The sequence below is a fragment of the Catellatospora coxensis genome, from assembly GCF_016862635.1.
GTDB lineage: Bacteria > Actinomycetota > Actinomycetes > Mycobacteriales > Micromonosporaceae > Catellatospora > Catellatospora coxensis.
This window is the reverse complement of sequence record NZ_BONI01000005.1, coordinates 111,104-131,008: the sequence shown is the minus strand read 5'-3', so window position 1 is coordinate 131,008 and position 19,905 is coordinate 111,104. Positions and strand designations below refer to the sequence as shown.

At 75.1% G+C, this 19,905-nt stretch carries 11 protein-coding genes; all 11 read left to right on the top strand.

Annotated features, from left to right (window positions below; translation table 11 throughout):
* Positions 1-238: 238 nt before the first annotated feature.
* The 11 genes from Cco03nite_RS04265 to Cco03nite_RS04215 all read left to right on the top strand — a co-directional run bounded on the left by Cco03nite_RS04265 (position 239) and on the right by Cco03nite_RS04215 (position 19,903).
* Positions 239-1,333 (top strand): winged helix DNA-binding domain-containing protein, encoded by a 1,095-nt coding sequence (locus tag Cco03nite_RS04265; protein ID WP_203688726.1) that lies wholly within the window; start codon positions 239-241, stop codon positions 1,331-1,333.
* A 136-nt stretch (positions 1,334-1,469) separates the two neighbouring features.
* Positions 1,470-2,669, top strand: coding sequence for a cytochrome P450 (locus Cco03nite_RS04260; RefSeq protein ID WP_239167096.1), 1,200 nt, complete (start codon positions 1,470-1,472; stop codon positions 2,667-2,669).
* The gene (locus Cco03nite_RS04255; protein ID WP_203688724.1) at positions 2,659-4,203 is read left to right on the top strand and encodes an AMP-binding protein; all 1,545 of its coding nucleotides are present in this window, start codon (positions 2,659-2,661) and stop codon (positions 4,201-4,203) included. Before Cco03nite_RS04260 ends, Cco03nite_RS04255 begins: the two co-directional genes overlap by 11 nt.
* Before the next feature lie 135 nt (positions 4,204-4,338).
* A complete protein-coding gene (gene panD / locus Cco03nite_RS04250; RefSeq protein ID WP_203688723.1) occupies positions 4,339-4,710 on the top strand; it encodes an aspartate 1-decarboxylase in 372 nt (123 codons plus the stop codon).
* Between the two features lie 3 nt (positions 4,711-4,713).
* On the top strand, positions 4,714-5,805 hold the full coding sequence (locus tag Cco03nite_RS04245; protein WP_203688722.1) for a potassium transporter TrkA: 1,092 nt from the start codon (positions 4,714-4,716) through the stop codon (positions 5,803-5,805).
* A 33-nt stretch (positions 5,806-5,838) separates the two neighbouring features.
* The gene (locus tag Cco03nite_RS04240) at positions 5,839-7,209 is read left to right on the top strand and encodes a DUF6002 family protein (protein ID WP_203688721.1); all 1,371 of its coding nucleotides are present in this window, start codon (positions 5,839-5,841) and stop codon (positions 7,207-7,209) included.
* A complete protein-coding gene (locus Cco03nite_RS04235; RefSeq protein ID WP_203688720.1) occupies positions 7,209-9,620 on the top strand; it encodes a non-ribosomal peptide synthetase in 2,412 nt (803 codons plus the stop codon). Before Cco03nite_RS04240 ends, Cco03nite_RS04235 begins: the two co-directional genes overlap by 1 nt.
* The gene (locus Cco03nite_RS04230) at positions 9,617-11,005 is read left to right on the top strand and encodes a beta-ketoacyl [acyl carrier protein] synthase domain-containing protein (RefSeq protein ID WP_203688719.1); all 1,389 of its coding nucleotides are present in this window, start codon (positions 9,617-9,619) and stop codon (positions 11,003-11,005) included. Before Cco03nite_RS04235 ends, Cco03nite_RS04230 begins: the two co-directional genes overlap by 4 nt.
* Positions 10,998-13,358 carry a lantibiotic dehydratase gene (locus Cco03nite_RS04225; RefSeq protein ID WP_203688718.1) on the top strand — a complete coding sequence of 787 codons (2,361 nt, stop codon included), beginning with the start codon at positions 10,998-11,000 and terminating at the stop codon, positions 13,356-13,358. The genes Cco03nite_RS04230 and Cco03nite_RS04225 overlap by 8 nt, the downstream gene beginning before the upstream one ends.
* A 9-nt stretch (positions 13,359-13,367) precedes the next feature.
* Complete coding sequence (locus tag Cco03nite_RS04220) at positions 13,368-16,850, top strand: non-ribosomal peptide synthetase (RefSeq protein ID WP_203688801.1); 3,483 nt, start codon at positions 13,368-13,370, stop codon at positions 16,848-16,850.
* On the top strand, positions 16,847-19,903 hold the full coding sequence (locus tag Cco03nite_RS04215; RefSeq protein WP_203688717.1) for a type I polyketide synthase: 3,057 nt from the start codon (positions 16,847-16,849) through the stop codon (positions 19,901-19,903). The genes Cco03nite_RS04220 and Cco03nite_RS04215 overlap by 4 nt, the downstream gene beginning before the upstream one ends.
* The last annotated feature ends 2 nt before the right edge of the window (positions 19,904-19,905 follow it).

Sequence of the window (19,905 nt, the reverse complement as noted above, 5' to 3'; positions counted from 1 at the left end):
GTGCGGATCTCGGTTCAGGGCAGTGGCGAGCGGCACTGGGCGACGCGGGCCGACCGCGCGCGCCAGGTTTGATGGACGTTGGCCTATGTCATCGAAAAAACGTGCGCCGGATTCGATGTGATAGGCCAACGTCGATGGAAAGCGCGGCAGGTGCGGGGCGTGCCCCGGGAGCCGGGTGAACCGGTGCCGTGCGCCTGCTCATGCGGGTCGGGGCGGGACGGCGTGAAATGATCCACCCATGCTGACCCGCCGCGATCTCAACCGTGCCCTGCTCGCGCGGCAGCTGCTGCTGGAGCGCTCGCCGCTCACCCCGCTGGCGGCGATCGAGCACCTGGCCGGTCTGCCCGCCCAGGCGCCGAACCCGCCCTACCTCGGGCTGTGGACGCGGCTGCGGGAGTTCCGCGTCGACGACCTGTCGGATCTGCTGACCTCCCGGGCGGCCGTGCGGCTGGGCCTGATGCAGGCCACGCCGCACCTGGTCAGCGCCCGCGACGCCCGCGCCCTGCGGCCGCTGTTGCAGGGCGTGCAGGAACGGCACCTGCCCGGCGCGATCCGGGAGCGGCTGCGCGGGGCGGACCTCGCCGAGATCGTCGCGGCGGCGCGGACGCTGGCCGAGCAGCGGCCGTACACCGTGAAGGAACTGGGCGCGGAACTCGCCGGGCGCTGGCCCGACGCCGATCCGGCCGCGCTCGGGGCGGCGGCGCGGGCCGGGCTGCCGCTGGTGCCGGTGCCGCCGCACGGGCTGTGGGGCGCGGTCGGGCAGCCTGCGTACACCACCGTCGAGCACTGGCTCGGTGCCGCAGACGGGCCGGCGGCCACCGTGGACGACCTCGTGCTGCGGTATCTGGCCGCGTTCGGGCCGGCGACGGTGCGCGACGTGCAGGCCTGGTCGGGGCTCGGCGGGCTGGGCGAGGTAGCCGACCGGCTCGGCGACCGGCTGGTGGCCTACCGGGACGAGGACGGGGCCGAGCTGCTCGACCTGCCCGGCGCCCCGCTGCCGGACCCGGACACCCCCGCGCCCGCCCGCTACCTCGCCGACTTCGACGCGATGCTGCACGCGTACGACGACACCTTCCGGATCATGGACGACCGGGACCGGCGTGACGTGTTCGCGGTGCCCGGGGTCGTGCCCGGCACGGTGCTGGTCGACGGGTTCGTCCAGGCGATCTGGTCGATCACCAGGAAGAAGGGGGCGGCGACGCTGGTCGTGCGGCCCCTGTTCCAGATCCCGACGAAGGACGTGCAGGAGCTGACCGAGGAGGGCGAGCGGCTGCTCGCGTTCGCCGCGCCCGACGCCACCCGCCACGACGTACGGTTCAACTCCCGCTGGTGACCCCGCGGCGGTGAACCGGTGCCGCTGTCCGGTTCCCGGCAGCGGTTCGCGCGGGCGCATGCCAGGGCCGTGGATCCGTTGCGGGGCAGGCACGACGGCATACCGGCGGGTTCCGTGGTGTGGTAGGAACGTGCTCATGGATCTCAATGCACTGCTCTCCGAAGAGGGACGTGTGGATCCGCCGGCCCTCTACGCGCGCCTGCACCACGAAGGCGTCGCCGTGCCCGTGGACGGCGGCGCGCAGGGCTTCGCCGTGGCGGTGCACGGCTTCGACGCGGTTGCCCAGGTGCTCAAGGACCCGCGGTTCCGCCAGCTCGACGCGGCCTACCTGGACCTGCACACCCCGCAGTGGCGGCGGCATCCCGCGCTGCGGGTGCTGCGCGACTCGATGTTCTTCACCGACGGCCCCGCCCACGACGGCGTACGGCAGATCATCGGCCGGGCGTTCACCGCGCGGCGGGTGTCCGCGCTGGAGCACGCGGTCACCGGCCTGACCGAGCGCCTGCTCGACCGGCTGGCGCAGCTGGCCGCCGACGGCCCGGTCGAGTTCATGGGCGAGTTCGCCTACCTGCTGCCCAGCAGCGTGATGGCCGAGCTGCTGGGCGTGCCGCAGGAGGACCTGGCCTGGTTCCGGCCGCGGGTGCTGGCGATCGGGGCGATCCTCGAACTCGACGGCGCGAACTGGCGCAACATGGTCCGCGCCGACACCGCGGCCCGGGAGCTGTCGGCGTACTTCACCGACCTGGTGGGCAAGCGCCGCAGCGAGCCGCGCGACGACCTGGTCAGCCTGCTGGCCGCCACGGACCTGAGTGACGACGCGCTGGTCGCGAACCTGATCACGACGTTCAACGCCGGGTTCGTGACGACGACCCACCTGCTCGGCAACGGCCTGACCATGCTGCTGGAGCGCCCGCAGCTGCGCGCGGAGCTGAACGCGCACAACGTCGGCTCGTACGTCGACGAGATGCTGCGCTTCGAGCCGCCGGTGCAGATCCTGGTGCGGTACGCGCCGGAGGACGCCGAGATCGAGGGCGTGCCCTGCCCGGCCGGCCAGGCGGTGCTGGTCATGATCGGGGCGGCGAACCGGGACCCGGCGCGGTTCACCGACCCGGACGCGTTCGACCCGGCCCGGCCCGATCCGGGGTCGCTGAGCTTCGGCTTCGGCCCGCACTACTGCCTCGGCGCGGCGCTGAGCCGCCTGGAGGGGCAGGTCGCGTTCCCGGCGCTGTTCGAGCGGTTCCCGAAGCTGGCGCTGGCGCAGCAGCCGGGCAACGTGGCCAAGCCGCTGATCCTGCGTGGGCACGACACGCTCACCGTCGCGTGCCATGGCGGCTGAGGGCAACTACGTCCGGCGCGGGCTGGAGCTGTTCGCCGGGCACGGCGAGGCCGAGGCGATCGTGCACGGCGACCGGCGGATCACGTACCCGCAGCTGCGCGCCGCCGTGCTCGGCATGGCGCAGGCGCTGCTGGGGCACGGCGTGCGGCCGGGTTCGGCGATCGCGGTGCTCGCGGGCAACCAGCCCGAGGCCGTGTACGCGCAACTCGCGCTGCACCTGCTCGGCTGCCGGTCGGTCTGGATCGCCCCGAACGCCCCGCCCTCGCTCAGCGCCCGGTATCTTGCGCTGGCCGAGGTGGACGGGTTCGTCTACGACGCCCGCACCCACGCCGAGCCCGGCGCCGCCCTGGCCGCCCAGGCTCCGCACCTGCCCGTGCTGTGTATCGGCGCGGGTGGGGTCGGCCCTGACGTGTGCGGGTCGGCGGCGGACGCGCTGCCGCCGGTCGGTCACACCGAGCCGCAGTCGCTGTTCCAGACCGGCGGCACGACGGGCCTACCGAAGCTGGTGCACCACCGGCACGACTTCTTCGCCAACGTGCTCGCCGCGGCGCAGCGGCAGCTCGACGCGGGCGGGCCGCGGCTGCGGCAGCTCGCGGTGGCCGGGTTCTGGCACTCCAGCCAGCAGGCCGCGGGGCTGATCACGCTGTTCAGCGGAGGGCTGCTGGTGCAGCACGACGGCTTCGACGCCGGGCGCTTCCTGGCCACCGTGCAGCGGGAACGGATCACCGTGGCGACGTTGCCGCCGCCGATGCTGTGCCAGGTGCTCGACCATCCGGACCTGGCCGCGACCGACACCGGCAGCCTGGCCATGCTGTCGTGCGCGGGCAGCGCGATCGCCCCGTCCCGGCTGGCGCAGGCGATGGAGCGCTTCGGCCCGGTCGTGCTCGTCGCGTACGGGATGAGCGAGGCGACGCTGCTCGCCGCGTACCCGGCGGCGCAGCACGATCCGGCGTTCCCCGAGCGGCTGGCCTCGTGCGGCAGGCCGCTGCCGCCGTCCCGGGTGGAGATCCGCGACGACGCGGGCCGGCCCGCGGCCGCGGGCGAGGTGGGGCAGGTGTGGGCGTCGGCGCGGCTGATGACGTCCGGCTACTGGGGGCAGCCCGAGCTGACCGCGCAGACGCTGGTCGACGGCTGGCTGTGCACCGGCGACGTCGGCTACCTGGACGAGCACGGGTACCTGTACCTCGTGGACCGGGCAAAGGACATGATCGTCACCGGGTTGACGTCGTCCAACGTGTACTCCCGCTCGGTCGAGGACGTGCTCAACGCCCATCCGGCGGTGAGCGCGGCCGCGGTGATCGGGGTGCCGGACGAGCGGCTCGGCGAGGCGGTGCACGCGGTGGTGCAACTCCATCCGGACGTCTCGGTCGACATCGACGAATTGCGGCAATGGTGTGTGGAGCGCCTCAATTCACTATGGGCGCCGCAGGCGGTGGACTTCGTGGATCGCCTACCACTGACCGCGCTCGGCAAGATCGACAAGCGGTTGTTGCGCGAGAAATACCTGGAAAACCGGGGTGTGGTGGCGCGATAGAGGGCGCTGTGGCATATCTGTGACAGCAACTATCCGCTCGCGTATTTCCATGTGAGAATGGCTTCCGCGAAGGCCCCGGGCCCTCGCTGTCGAACCCCACTCGGACATGTCGTGTCATCGGAGGCTGCGCGGAATATGTACCGCACCATGCTCAAGTCCAAAGTCCACCGGGCCACGGTCACGCAGGCGGAGCTGCACTACGTCGGCTCGCTCACCCTCGACCCCGATCTGATGGACGCCGCCGACCTGCTGCCCGGTGAACTGATCCACGTCCTGGACGTCACCAACGGGGCCAGGCTCGAGACCTACGTCATCGAGGGCGAGCGGGGCAGCGGCGTGGTCTGCGTCAACGGCGCCGCCGCGCACCTGGTCCACCCCGGCGACCTGGTCATCATCGCGGCGTACGCGATGATGTCCGACGACGAGGCGCGCGACAGCAAGCCGAAGGTCGTCTTCGTCGACGAGGCCAACCGCATCTCCTCCGTGCACAGCGATCCCGCCGCCTGAGCCATGTCGAACCGGCACCACATCGCCATCGTCGGCAGCGGCTCGCTGGCGACCTCGATCTGCGAGTCGCTGGCCGCGCTCGCACCACCGCACGGCGCGCTGAACGCGGCCCCGATCGAGGTCACCGTGCTCGCCCGCAACCCCGACGCGGTGTCGGCCATCGCCCGCCACTGCCGGGCCCGGGCCGCGGTCGCGGGCACGGCGATCAGCTTCACCGGGGAGCGGCTCGGCGACGAGGCCGCCACCCTGGCCCGGCTCCAGCCGACGTACCTGGTGTGCTGCGCGTCCGCGCAGTCGCCGTACGAGAAGGTGGGGCGGCCCTCGCCGTGGACGCGGCTGGTCGCGCAGGCCGGATTCGGGGTGACGCTGCCGTTGCAGGCCACCGTCGTGGTGCGGCTGGCCCGCGCGATCACCACGGCCAGCCCGCACACCGCGCTGATCAACGCCTGCTTCCCGGACGCGGTCAACCCGCTGCTGGCCGCGATGGGGCTGCCGGTGCTGTGCGGCGTCGGCAACGTCGCCACGCTGGCGGCCTGCCTGCAGGCCGCGCTGGGGCTGCCCGACCAGCGTCGGCTCGCCGTGCTCGGCCACCACGCGCACCTGGACGCCCCCGACGACCCGGGCGACGACGTGCTCGCCTGGCGCGACGGCCGGCCGGTGCCCGGGGTGACGGCGCTGCTCGCGCCCGACCGGGCACTGCCCCGGCAGCAGCTCAACGCGATCGCCGGGCACGCCGGCGCACGGCTGCTCACCGACCTGCTGTCGGGCGCGGAGGTGCACACCAGCCTGCCCGGACCGCTCGGCCTGCCCGGCGGCTACCCGGTGCGGCTGACCGGCGGCGGGCTCGCGCTGAACCTGCCGGGCCTGAGCCCGGCGGAGGCGATCGAGTGGAACGTGCGCGCCGGCCGCCGCGACGGCATCGAACTCGGCGGCGGCCGGGTCCGGCACCTGCCCGCCGCGGTGGCCGCCCTGGAGCCCCACCTGCCCGAGCTGGCGCACGGCTGGGACGCCACCGACTACGACGCGGTGCAGGACCTGTTCCGCGTACTGCGCCGACGGCTGCGGGCCACGAGCCCCAGCCCGGCCCTCATCTGAACCGAACCCATCGCCGACCCAAAAGGAGCAAGGGTGCTCACGACAGCGACCGCCCCGGTGACCCGCAACCTCATCGTCGACTACTACCAGGTCATCACGGCCGCCGTCGCCCGGCTGGCCGCCGGCCCCGGCGGTCCGGCGGGCACGGCGGGCTTCGCGCCCGGGTTCGACCTGCCGGACCTGTCCGACGACGTGCGGCAGTTCTTCGCCGCCGCCAACGCCACCTGGCGGGAGCTGGGCGCGCACGGCGGCCACGGCGTGCAGTTCATGGACCTGACCGGCAATCCCGGCACGCACACCACCAAGACGTTCCCGTCCATGCTCATCGTCGCCCGCGCCGTGGAGCACATCCGGCGCACCGGCGAGCCGATCTGCATCTTCACCCCCACCTCGGCGAACAAGGGCATCGCGTTGCGCGACGCGGTCAGCCGCGCCATCGCCGCGAAGCTGGTCACCCCCGAGCAGCTGCGCGTCGTCGTGCTCGCGCCCGCGTCGACCCGGCACAAGTTCCGCCGCGACGCGCTGTCGGCCGACCCCGCGCTGCGGGCCGCGAACCCGCTGCTGCGCTTCGGGGGCGCTGAGCCCGAGGGGGTCAAGGCGCTCGGCCGCGCCTTCGTCGACGCGTACGCGCAGCAGGCGTACGACAGGCACGGCACCACGCTGTGGTTCTCCCTGGCCCTGCCGAACTACCTCGTCGCCGACGCGGCCCGCGCCGCGTTCGAGCTGGACGCGGCCCCGGCGATCGCCGCCGCCCCGCGCTGGCACGCCCACGCCGTGTCCAGCGCGTTCGGCCTGCTCGGCTACAACCTCGGCCGGGACGTGCTGGAGGACTCCGGCCGCGCCGACGGCTCGCCGCGGCCCGGCTTCCTGCTGGTGCAGCACCTGGGCACCCCGGACATGGTGCTCAACCTGCGCACCGGCTCGTTCTCGCGGGACGGGCTGCCCGCATACCGCAGGGACGCCGCGACGGGCCTGTGGGCGCAGGACGCCGACCCGCACTTCCCGGCCGTGGCCGACGACCTCGGCGAGGTGCTCGACCCGACCTTCTACACGCACCAGCCGGTCACCTCGCCCGCCATGAACGACCTCATCAAGCGGTACGGCGGCGACGGCATCACGGTGTCGCGGCACGAGTGCGTCGCCCGCTACCCGCAGCTGCGCGACTGGCTGCGCAACACCCCCTGCGAGCTGCCCGCCGACCCCGCCGACCTGCGCGAGTGGTCCATCGTCATGGCGCTGACCGGCGTGCTCAACGCCATCGACCGAGGGCTGGTGCCCGCCGGCCGGGAGATCGTCGTGCACGGCTCGGGCAGCTACCGCGACGACGACTACGCGGTGTGCGAGCCGGATGCCGAGGTGTCCACGGTGGAGGAGATCGCGGCGGCGGTCCTGGGCGGCCGCTGATGTCGATCGTCCTGCCCCCGGCGGCGGTGCACGACCTGGCGAGAGCCTGCGGTGTCACCGCCGACCGGGCCGCCCGCGCTGCCGTCGCACTGCTGGCCCGCCGCTACACCGGCCGCGCCGCGCAGCCGGTGCGCTGCCCGGACGGCGTCGTCCACTTCGACCTGACCGCCGACGGCTCGGTGCTCGACCTGGTCAGCCTGTCGCCGTCGCCCGAGGCAGGCGAGCAGATCCGTGACCTGCCGGCGGGATCCGCTGCGGGTGAGCAGTTCGACGACCTGGCCGTCCTGCCCGGTGCGGGCGGCGCGCTGGTCGTGCTCGGCTGCCCGGACGAGCTGGCCGTGCCGTTCGCCGCGGACCTGGCGACGCTGCTGGCCGACATGGCTGCCGAGCCTGGCCGGTCCACCGCGGACCTGCTGCCGGAGTCCGCGTACGAGCGCGTCCGGCCGGGGGAGCGGGCCGCGCTGCACGGCGGGCCGCGGCAGGAGCCGACCGCGTGGGAGCCCGGCGCGGACACGATCAGCACCGCGTTCGCGGCGCAGGTGGCGAGGCATCCGGACCGGTTCGCGGTGCTAGCCGACGACGGGGAGCTGACGTACCGGCAGCTCGGGTCGGCGGTGGCGGCCACGGCTGCGGCGGTCCGGGCCGCGACCGGTGACGCTCGTGGTGGCCGGACGGCGCTGCTGTGCCGGCACGGTGCGACCACGGTCGTGGGGCTGCTCGCCGCGCTGGCGGGCGGCCGGGCGTACGTGCCGCTGGAGCCGAGCTTCCCGGCCGGGCGGCTCGCCCACATCCTCGCCGACAGCGACGCCGACGTGCTGCTCGTCGACGCCGTGCACGCCGACCTCGCCCGGCGCATCGCCGCCGAGGCGGGCCGGCCGGACCTGACGACGGTCCACATCAGCGCGCACACGCCGCCCCGGGACCTCGACGAGCTGGTGGCGGCCCTGGCCGGGCCGGCGGTGCCGGACGATCCGGCGTACCTGCTCTACACGTCCGGCTCGACCGGCGCGCCCAAGGCCGTGGTGCAGAGCCACCGCAACGTGCTGTTCGGGGTCGGCAACCACATCCGCAACTTCGCGATCACCCCCGCGGACCGGACCAGCGTGCTGACCTCGTTCGGGTACGACATGGCGGTCACCGACCTGTTCGGCGCGATCCTGTCCGGGGCGGCCGCGGTGCCGTCCGACATCCGCGCGCACGGCCTCGGCCACCTCGCCCGGACCATCGACCGGCACGGCGTGACGATCTATCACTCCACCCCGACCGTCTACCGCTACCTGCTCGCGGGCCTCGGCGAGGGCGGGCGGCTGCCGAGCGTGCGCGCGGTGCTGCTCGGCGGCGAGGAGGTCACCCGGCACGACGTGGAACTGTGCCGCCGCCACTTCGCCGACCGGGCCGTGTTCGTCAACGGGTACGGCACCACGGAGATCAGCTTCGCGGCGCAGCACCACCTCGGCCCGGACGCCGTGCTCGACCACGCGGTGGTGCCGATCGGGCACCCGCTCGACGGCATCGACGTGGTGCTCGTGGACGCCGCAGGGCGGCCGGTCTGCCTGACCGGCGAGGTCGTGGTCCGCTGCGTGCACGTGGCGCTCGGCTACCACGGGCAGCCCGAGCTGACCGCGAGCCGGTTCCGGGACTACCGCGGCACGCGCGCGTACTGGACCGGCGACGTCGCGCGGCGGCTGCCGGACGGGCGGCTCATCTTCCTCGGCCGCGCCGACCGCCTTGTCAAGATCCGCGGCTACCGGGTCGAGCTGGGCGAGGTCGAATCCCGGCTCGCCGCGCTGCCCGGCGTCGGCCAGGCCGCCGTCGTCGCCCGCGCCACCACGCACGGCACCGGCCCGTCAGCCAAAGAGATCATCGCGTACGCCGTTCCCGCCGCCGGCGCGTCCGTGGACCCGCACGGGTTGCGGGCGGCGCTGGCCGAGCTGCTGCCCGACTACATGGTGCCGCGTGCCGTGGTCGTGCTGGACGCGCTGCCGATGGGCGACACCGGAAAGCTCGACCCCCGGGCGCTGCCCGACCCGTCCCCGGCGATCCCGGCACAGCGCAGCGGTGGCCCGGCCGCCGCGCAGCCCGACCTGCTGGAACAGGTGATCGCGGCGGCCTGGTGCGACGCCCTCGGCGTGGCCGAGGTGGACCGGCACACCGCGTTCTTCGACCTGGGCGGGCACTCGCTGCTGCTGGCGCTGGTCCAGGAGCGGCTGCAGGACGCGCTCGGCGAGCGGATCTCGATGCTCCGGCTCCTGGAGTTCCCGACCGTCGCCGGCCTCGCCACCCATCTGCGCGCCGCGCGCCCCGGGAACCGGCTTCCGGCTGACACCGGGGAGGGCCGTGTCGCGGACCGCATGCGCCGCCGCCGCGCCGCCCGGCAGGGCTCCGCCGAGCGGGTGGAGACGCCGTCATGAGCGACGACGACCTGATCGCGGTCGTGGGTATGGCCTGCCGGGCACCCGGCGCGCCGGACGTGACGGCCCTGTGGCGCAACCTGCTCGACGGCGTCGACGCGGTCCACCGGTCGACCCCCGCCGAACTCGCCGCCGCCGGCCTGCCCGTGGACGGCTCGTACGTGCCCGCGTTCGGGCGGCTGGACGGGCTGGAGGACTTCGACGCGGGGCTGTTCGGCTACTCCGACACCGACGCGGCGCTGCTGGACCCGCAGCACCGGATCTTCCTGGAGACGGCCTGGCGCGCGCTGGAGGACGCCGGGCTCGACCCGGCGCGTACGCGGGCGCAGACCGGCGTGTTCGCGGGCTGCGGCGTGAACCGCTACCTGCGCCACCACCTGCTCGGCAACCCGGCCGTGAACACGGCCGGTCCGCTGCCCGACGACTGGGACGACGCTCTGGCCGGCGGCACCGCCGACTACCTGCCCACCCGGGTCGCGTACGCGCTGAACCTGACCGGGCCGGCCGTGGCCGTGCAGACGGCCTGCTCGTCGTCGCTGGTCGCGGTGTGCCAGGCGGCGCAGAGCCTGCTCGACTTCCGGTGCGACGTCGCGATAGCGGGCGGGTCGGCGGTCGTGTCGACCGGGCAGCTCGGCTACCGCCACCGGCCCGGCGGCACGTGGGCCGCGGACGGGGTGTGCCGCCCGTACGACGCGGACGCCACCGGCCAGGTCTTCGGCAACGGCGGCGGCGCCGTGGTGCTCAAACGCCTCGCCGACGCGCTCGCCGACGGCGACCGCGTGCACGGGGTGCTGGCCGGCTGGGCGGTCACCAACGACGGCGCGGCCCGCGCCGGCTTCAGCGTGCCGGGCGTGGCCGGGCAGGCGGCCGTGGTGGCCGAGGCGCTGGCCGCCGCCGACTGGGACGCGGGCGGCGTCGGATTCGTGGAGGGCCACGGCAGCGGCACCCCGGTCGGCGACGCGATCGAGATCGAGGCGCTGACCCGCGCGTTCCGGGCGTCGGGCGCGCGGCCGGGACAGAGCGTGCTCGGCTCGATGAAACCCAACACCGGCAACCTCGACGCCGCCGCCGGAGTGCTCGGCCTGATCAAGACGGTGCTCGCCGTTCGCGACGGCAGGATCCCGCCGACGCTGCACTTCCGCGGCCCGCACCCCGATGTGGACCTGGCGGCGACGCCGTTCACCGTCAGCGCCGAGACGCGCGACTGGCCCGGCCCGCGGCGCGCCGGGGTCAGCTCGTTCGGGCTGGGCGGCACCAACGCCCACGTGCTCGTCAGCCAGGCCCCGGAAGGCTCCGGCCCGGCGGAGCCCCGGCAGCCTGTCTCGGGCCGCGTGTTCCAGCGGCGGCGGCACTGGATCGAGCCCGTGGCGGCCGGGCATGCGTGACACCGGCAGACTCGGCTCGGCGTCACGGAGCAGCACCGGCCCGGCCGAGCCGGACGGGCTCGTGCCGCTCGGCGACACCGGCTGGCACGCGTGGCGCTCGGCCGTGCTGCGCGCGCCCGGTTTCCCCGCGACCGGCCTCGACCTGCTCGCCGCGCCCGAATGCGCGAAGGAGGCTGACGCGTTCCTGGCCACCGGAGCCGATCGCGCCCCGTTCGACGTGGCGTTCACGGCCGCGACCCGGCGGATGACCGCGCGCCTGCACGGCATCGCCGCCGATCCGCTGTTCTGCGAGGCGGTGACCTGGCAGAGCCTGAACGCCGTCGAAGCCCTCGACGGGCTGCTGCGCGCGGGCCCGGACGCGAACCGCAACTCGCGCCACCGCCCGCGCGAGATCCTGGTGACCCGCTACTGGCAGCGCTACTGCGCCAAGAACGACACCATCGGCTTCTTCGGCCCCGTCTGCTGGGCGTCGCTGACCGCCGACGACTTCACCGCCCGCGTCGAGGCCGGCCCCGACCTCGTCCGGGCCCGGGTCGTGGACCTCGAACGCCGGGTCCTGGCCGCGTACGCCGACCGGCTCGCCGCCGACCCGAGGTTCCGGCCCTGGCTGCCCGTGACCCGGCAGCCCCAGCTCGCGCTGCGCGGCGACGACCTGCTGCAGGCGGGACTGCCCGCCCGGCGGCTGTCCCCGGCGCACGCCGTCCTGCTCGGCGCGTGCGACGGCGTGCGCAGCGCCCAGGAGGTGGCGGCGCTCGCCCTGGCCGAGCCGCGTACGGGCCTGCGCAGCACATCGGACGCGCTCCTCGCACTGGAGCAGCTCGCCGAGCAGGACCTGCTGCGCTGGGGCGTCGAGCTGCCGCTGACCGTGCTCGCCGAGTCCGAACTGGAACGCCGCCTGGTCGCGATCGCCGAACCGGCACTGCGCGACGAGGCGCTGTCCGGGCTGGCCCGGCTGCTCGCCGCTCGCGACGTGCTCGCCGACGCGGCCGGTGACGCCGACGCGGTACGGGCCGCCCTGCTGCGGCTGCAGGACGAGTTCGTCGCGGTGACCGGCGGAGACGTGCTGCACCGCCCCGGCGCCACGTACGCCGGACGCGGCCTGGCCTACGAGGAGACGCTGCGCGATTTGGACGTCGCCTTCGGCGAGCCGCTGCTGAGCATGCTCGCCGACACCCTCGTGCCGCTGCTGGAGGCCGCCCGCTGGCTGACCGCCGCGATGGCCGGCGCGTTCACCGAGGCGCTGCGGGAGCTGTACGACGACGCCGCCGCCGACGGACCCGTCATGCTGGGCGACCTGTTCGACGCCGCCCTCGGGGTCCTGTTCGGGCAGGGGCCGGTCGCCGGCGTGCTCGCCGACTTCACCACCCGCTGGTCGCAGCTGCTCGGGCTGACCGCCGCGGCCGACGGCCCGATCACCCTCGACCCGGCCGAGGTGCGCGCCGCGGTCGCGCGGCTGTTCGGCGCGGCCGCGCCCGGCTGGACCGCGGCCCGCCTGCACAGCCCCGACCTGCACCTGTGCGCGCCGAACGCGCAGGCCCTGGCCGACGGCGAATTCACCCTGGTCCTCGGCGAGCTGCACGTCTCCTGGCTCACCAACGACAGCGGCACCCTCACCCGCTTCCACCCCGACCCCGGTGCGCTGCGCGCCGCGCTGCACCGCGACCTGGGCGACCGGACGCTGCTGCTCTACCCGGCGGACTTCCCCGAGTTCACGGCCCGGATCGCGTTCACCCTCGACGGGCCGGGCGACGTCCGGCTCGCGTACACCCCCGCGCCCGTGCCCGATCTGGGGCAGGTGCTGCCGCTGGCCGCGGTCACGGTGTCGCTCGTGGACGGTGAGCTGACCGGTCACGCCCCGGACGGGCGGTCCTGGCCGCTGCTGGAGCTGTTCGGCCCGTTCCTGTCGTCGCGGGCGGTCAACGCGTTCAAGGTCGCCGCCGACGGGGCGTACACCCCCCGGGTGAGCATCGGCCGCCTGGTCGTGCACCGGCAGACCTGGCGCACCACCGTCGCCGACTGCGCCCGCGCCGCCGACCTGCCCGACGAGGCCGCCCGCTACCTCGCCGTACGCCGCTGGCGGGACCGGCTCGGCCTGCCCGAGCAGGTGTTCGTGCGCGTCGGCACCGAGGTCAAACCGGTCTACGTCGACTTCACCAGCCCCGCGTACGTGGCCGCGTTCGTGGCGATGGTCCGCGCCGCGTCGCGTGCCGGCGGCGCCGGGGTGCCGCTGACGGTGTCCGAGATGCTGCCGGGGCCCGAGCAGGCGTGGGTGCCGGACGCGGCCGGCCGGCGCTACTTCAGCGAGCTGCGGATGGCGATCCGCGACCCCGCGACCGCACCGACGAGGAGCTGAACCGTGGCGATGGCATCGGGCGAGACCCTGCCGTACCCCGACCGCAGGTATACCGACCTCGTCGCGGACCACGCCGCGTCGGCTCCCGACACGGTCGCGGTCCGGCAGTGGGACACCGTGCTCACCTACCGGCAGCTGTGTACGGCCGCCGGCGAGCTCGCCGCCACGCTGCGTGCGAACGGCCCGCACCCGCTGATCGGTGTCTGCGCCGACCGGCAGCCGATGCTGGTCGCGGGCCTGCTCGGGGTGCTGGCCTCGGGCGCGGCCTACGTGCCGCTGGACCCCGCCCTGCCACCCGCGCGGCTGCACGACATCGCCCGCGAGGCGGGCCTGCGCACCGTCGTCTGCGACCCGGTCGGCGCGCGCCTGCTCGACGGCGCGGGCCTCGATCTGCTGCCGCTCCCGGAGGTGCCTGGTCCAGTCGCGCCGACCGACACCCCGGCCCTGGTAAACGGTGAGGCCCTGGGGGCCGACGGCCTCGCCTACGTGATGTTCACGTCGGGCTCGACCGGTCGGCCGAAGGGCGTGATGATCCCGCACGGGGCGCTGACCGAGTTCGTGACCAGCCTCGCCGCGATCGCGGATCTGACCCGCGACAGCGTCGCGCTCGGGTTCGCGTCGATCGGGTTCGACGCGTCCGTCATCGACATCCTGGCCCCGCTCGCGGCGGGTGGCACGGTCGCGCTCGTCGGGACCGCCGACCGGGCCGACCCGACCCGGCTGCAGCGGTTCTGCGCCGAGCACCGGGTCACCGTCGCGTTCGTACCCCCGGCGCTGCTGCCCGTGCTCGACCCGGCCGGCCTGCCCGATCTGCGGGTGGTGCTGACCGGCAGCGAGGCCCCGGGCCCGGAGCAGGTGGGACGCTGGACGGCCGGAGGCCGCCGGTTCCTCAACCTGTTCGGCCCCACCGAGACGACGGTGCTGGTGACCTGGTTCGAGGCGACCGGTGAGTGGGACCGGCCGCTGCCGATCGGCCGTCCGGCCGCCAACCACCGGGTGTACGTCGCGGACGAGCACCTGCGCCCGGTAGCCGACGGCGTACCCGGTGAGCTGCTGGCCGGGGGAGCGGGGCTGGCGCTGGGCTACCTGGGCGCGCCGGAGCTGACCGAGGAGCGGTTCGTGGCCGACCCGTTCTCCGGGGTGCCGGGCGCGCGGCTGTACCGCACCGGTGACCTGGTGGTCCGGCAGCCGGACGGGCTGCTGCACTTCCTCGGCCGGGTCGACCGGCAGGTGAAGATCCGGGGCCAGCGTGTCGAGATCGGCGAGGTCGAGGCGGTGCTGCGCAGCCACCCCGAGGTCGGGCACGCCGCCGTCGCGGCCGTCGACGGCCCCGGTGGCAAGCAGCTGGTGGCGTTCACGACCGGTGCCGCCACCTCGCAGGCGCTGCACGAGCACGTCGCCGCCCGGCTGGGGCCCGCGATGGTCCCCGCCCGGATCAGCGTGGTGCCGCAGCTGCCGCTGCTGTCCAGCGGCAAGGTCGACCTCGACCGGCTGGTCGCGCAGACCGGGCCCGTGGAGGAGACGCCGTTCGCCGCGCCGGCCACTCCGGCGGAGACCGAGGTCGCCGCCGTCTGGGCCGAGCTGTTGGGGCTGGCCCGGGTCGGCCGCGACGACGACTTCTTCGACACCGGCGGCCACTCGATCACCGCGATGCGGCTGGTCGCCGCGCTGCGCCCGCGCCTTCGCCGCGACGTGGCGATCGAGGACGTGCTGCAGGGCCGCACCCTGCGGGCGATCGCGTCCCGCGCGTCGGACGCGGCCGTGCTCGGCGACGAGCCGCCGGTACGCGGCCGCCCGCCCGCGCTGTCGCCCGCGCAGCAGCGCCTGTGGTTCCTGGAGCGCTACTCGCCCGAGGCCGCCGCCGCCTACAACATCGTGCTCGCCGAACGCCTGCGCGGGCCCCTCGACGAGCAGGCGCTGCGCGCCGCGCTGACCGCCGTCGCCGAACGCCACGAGGTGCTGCGCTGGCGCATCCCGGACGCGGACGGGGTGCCGTACGCGGTGCTCGACCCGGTCGGCCCGGTGCCGCTGCCGGTGACGGACCTGAGCGGGCTGCCCCCGGCCGAGCGGGAACGCGAGCTCGCCGCGCAGCTGGCCGCCGAGGCGGGCGGCCGGTTCCGGCTGGCCGTCGACGCGCTGTGGCGGCACCGGCTGTTCCGGCTCGGCGAGGACGAGCACGTGTGGGCGGTCACCGCCCACCACGCCGTGTTCGACGGCTGGTCACAGGCCATGCTCTACGACGACCTCGCCACGGCGTACGCCGGTGCGGCCCTGCCGCCGCTGCCCGCCACGTACGGCGACTACGTGGCCTGGCGGGCCGAGCGGCGCGAGCAGCGCGCCGACGCCGACCTCGGCTGGTGGACGGCCCACCTGGACGGCGCGCCGACCGTGCTCGACGTCCCCGGCGACCGGCCCCGGCCCGCCGAGCAGACCTACCCCGCCGGCTACAGCGGAGCCTGGCTCGACGCCGAGACCACCGCCGAGCTGCACCGCTTCGCCCGCGAGCACGGTGCCACCCCGTCGGCGGTGCTGCTGGCCGCGTTCGGGCTGGTCCTTTCGAGCTGGGCCGGGCAGGAGGAGCTCGTGCTCGGCACGCCGGCGGTGGACCGCCGCCATCCCGACTTCGAGCCGATGGTCGGCTTCTTCGTCGACATCACCCCGCTGCGGCTGCGCACCGAGCCCGGCGTGAGCTTCGCCGACCACGTACGCGCGGCCCGCGACGAGCTGATCGCCGCGCTGGCGCACCCGGAAGCGCCCCTGGAACGCCTGGTGCAGGCGTTCGGGCTGGGCGGCCAGACGGTCCGCAGCCCGCTGGTCCAGGTGCTGTTCAACGTGTTCAACTTCGCCGCGCCCCGGCTGGACCTCAAGGGCCTGGCCGGCGAGCCGGTGCCGGTGCCCGCGCCGGGCTCGGCGTTCGACCTGACGCTGTACGGCGTGGAACGCGACGGCCGGATGCGGCTGGAGATCGTCCACAACAGCGACCTGTACGACGTGTCCCGGATGGACCAGCTGCTGGACTCGCTCCGGCAGGTGATCACCCGCGGTGTGGCGGCAGGCGACCTTACTGGCGGCGAGCTCGCCCCGTCGCGCGGCGTCACCGCCGTCGCCTCCCCGCGGGCCACGGCGCGGCCGCGTCGCTCGGACCACGGCGCGGGGACGCCGCCGGCGACCGCGACCGAGCACGCCGTCGCCGCCGTGTGGTGCGAGGTCCTGGGCCGCGACGCCGTCGGGGCGACGGACAACTTCTTCGACTCCGGCGGCGGCTCGCTGTCCGCCGTGACCGTGCAGCAGCGGCTCAACCGCATGCTCGGCCGGGACCTGCGCGTCGTCGATCTGTTCCGCTATCCCACCGTACGGGCGCTGGCGTCCTTCCTCGACGGTGTCACGACCGCGGGCGACGCCGACGACGCGGTGGAACTGGCGTTGCGCCGGGGCGCGGCCCGGCGCGCGCGGACCAGACACCGCGCCGCGACCGAAGGAGACCACCGGTGACCGACGACCTGACCGACGGACCCGAGCCCATCGCGGTGATCGGCATGGCCTGCCGGGTCCCCGGCGCACCCGACCTGGCCCGGTTCTGGGACAACCTGGTCGCCGGCAGGTCCGCGCGCACCGAGCTGAGCCGCGAGCACCTGCTGCGCGCCGGGGTCCCGGCCGAGCAGCTCGACGACCCCGATTTCGTACCGGTCGGCTACCTGCTCGACGGCGTCGAGGACTTCGACGCGGGCCTGTTCGGCCTCACCCCGCGCGAGGCGGCGCTGGCCGACCCGCAGCACCGGCTGTTCCTGGAGCTGTGCCACAGCGCCCTGGAACACGCGGGCTGGGACCCGGCCCGCTTCCCCGGCGACATCGGCGTCTACGGCGGACGGGGCATGGAGACCTACCGCTGGCAGCACATCCACGCCAACCGGGCGATCATGGCGGTCACCGACCACACCACGATCGGCAACGGCAACCACGCCGACACGTTCACCACCCTCGCGTCGTACCACCTGAACCTGCGCGGCCCCAGCGTCGGCGTCTACACGGCCTGCTCCACCTCGCTGGTCGCCGTGCACATGGCCGCCGAGGCGCTGCGCGCGGGCGAGTGCGACATGGCCCTGGCCGGCGGCGTCAGCATCGAACTGCCCGCCGACCGGGGTTACCTGCACCGCGAGGGCGCGGCCGACTCCGCCGACGGGCACTGCCGCCCGTTCGACGCGGCCGCCTCCGGGGTCGTGGCCGGCAGCGGCGGGGGAGCCGTGCTGCTCAAACGGCTCGCCGACGCGCTCGACGACGGCGACCAGGTGTACGCCGTCGTGCTCGGCAACGCCGTCAACAACGACGGCGCGGCCAAGGTCGGCTTCACCGCCTCCGGAGTCGCCGGGCAGGCCGCCGCCGTCGCCAACGCCCTGGCCACCGCGGGCGTCGACCCCCGCACCGTCAGCTACGTCGAAGCGTCCGCGACCGGCAGCCCGCTCGGCGACGCCATCGAGGTCGAGGCACTGACCTCCGTGTACGGCCGAGGCCGCGCCGACCGGCAGTGGTGCGCCCTGGGCTCGGTGAAGTCGAACATCGGCCACCTCAGCCAGGGCGCGGGCGTCGTCGGTCTCATCAAGACCGCGCTCGCCCTGCACCACGGCCGGATCCCGGCCAGCCTCGGCTACACGGCCGCCAACCCGGCCCTGCACCTGGACCAGAGCCCGTTCTACGTCAACGCCGCCCTGGCCACGTGGGAGACCGGAAGCACACCGCGCCGCGCCGCGGTCAGCTCCTTCGGCGTCGGCGGCACCAACGCCCACGTCGTGCTCCAGCAGGGCCCGGCCCGCGAACCGAACCCCGCCGCACCGGGGCAGCCCAGGGCCGTGCCCTCCGGAGCGGTTCCGGACCGGCCTGCTGCCACGGCCGTGCTGGAGCCGGGCAGGCCGCAGGTGCTCACCGTCTCGGCGCGGTCGGCCGCGGCCCGAGACGCCGCGGCGGCGCGGCTCGCCGACCACCTGGCCGTGGCCGGTGACCTGGACCTGGCCGACGTCGCGTTCACCCTGCGGGCCGGGCGGGCCGAGCACCCGTACCGCGCCGCCGTCGTCGCCACCGGCCGCACCGGCGCGGTCGCCGCGCTCCGCAGCCCGCAGCGCCTGTCAGGCACCGCCGTGGCGAACCCCCGCGTGGTCCTGCTCTTCGGTGACCAGGCCCCCGGACCGGCCGGGCTCGGCCTGTACGACACCGTGCCGGCCTTCGCCGCCGCCGTCGACAGCTGCGCCGCGGCGTCCGGTCGCGACGCCCGTGACCTGCCGGCCGACCCGCTGCTCGGCTCGTTCACCGCCGGCTACGCCACGGCACGGCTCTGGCAGTCCTGGGGGGTACGCCCGGCCACGATGCTCGGCCACGGCGTGGGCGAGTACGTCGCCGCGACGCTGGCCGGGGTGTTCGACCTGGCCGACGCGCTGCGCCTGGTCGCCCTGCACGGGCGGCTCGCCCGCGAAGCCGCCGAGACCGCGTTCACCGTGTCGGCCGCCCCGGACCGGCTCGCCGCGCTGCTCCCGCCGCAGGCGTCGATCGTCGCCGTCGACGGCCCCGCGACCTGCGTCGTCACCGGCCCGGCCGAGCTCCTGGAGCGGCTCACCGAACCCTCCGGCCGCAAGATCGCCACCCGGCGGCTGCGCACCGTGCACGCGTCCCCCTCTGCCGTCACCGACGCGATGCTCGCCGAGCTGACCGCCGCCGTCACGGCCGCCCGCCCGGCCGCCCCGAACAGCCCCTACCTGTCCTGCCGCACCGGCCTGCCCGCCACCGCAGACCAGACCCGCGACCCGGCGTACTGGGCCGGGCTGCTACGCGAACCCGTCCTGTTCGGACCGGCCGTCGCCACCGCGCTGGCCGGCGGCGCGACCGTGTTCCTGGAGTGCGGGCCCGGCCGCCGCCTCGCCGGGCTCGCTCAGATGCAGGCCCCCAAGGACGGCCCCGCACCGCTGCACAGCCTGCCCGCCGCCACCGAACCGGCCGGAACCCGCGCCGCTGACGAGGCGACGACCTGCTACACCACGGCGGCGACGCTGTGGGCGCACGGGGTGCCGCTGGCCTTCGGCGGCACCGGCCGGCGGGTGCCGCTGCCCGGCTACCCCTACGAGCGGACCCGCCACTGGATCGACCCTGACCCGCCGGCGCCGGTCCAGGCGGTCGCCCCGGCGGCAGGCCTGCTGATCACCAGGGACGGCACGGCCCGCGCCGATGTGACCCCGACGGGATCAGACCACGCAGCGCCCGCGGTCACGGCCTCGACCGGAATGAGCACGGCCCCGACCGGCACGGATGGCGTGACCGAGCCGGAGGTGGCCGCCGCGCTCGCGCCGATCTGGACCTCCCTGCTCGGCATCGAGCGGATTCAGCCCGACGACGACTTCTTCGCCATCGGCGGTACGTCGCTGACGGCGGTGCAGCTCGTGGCCCAGGTGCGGGCGTCGTTCGGGGTGCGGCTGTCGATGCGGCTGATCTTCGACGCGCCGACGCTGGACGCGATGGCCCGGACCATCGAGCAGCGCCGGGCCGCCGCCAAGGCCAAGGTGTGACC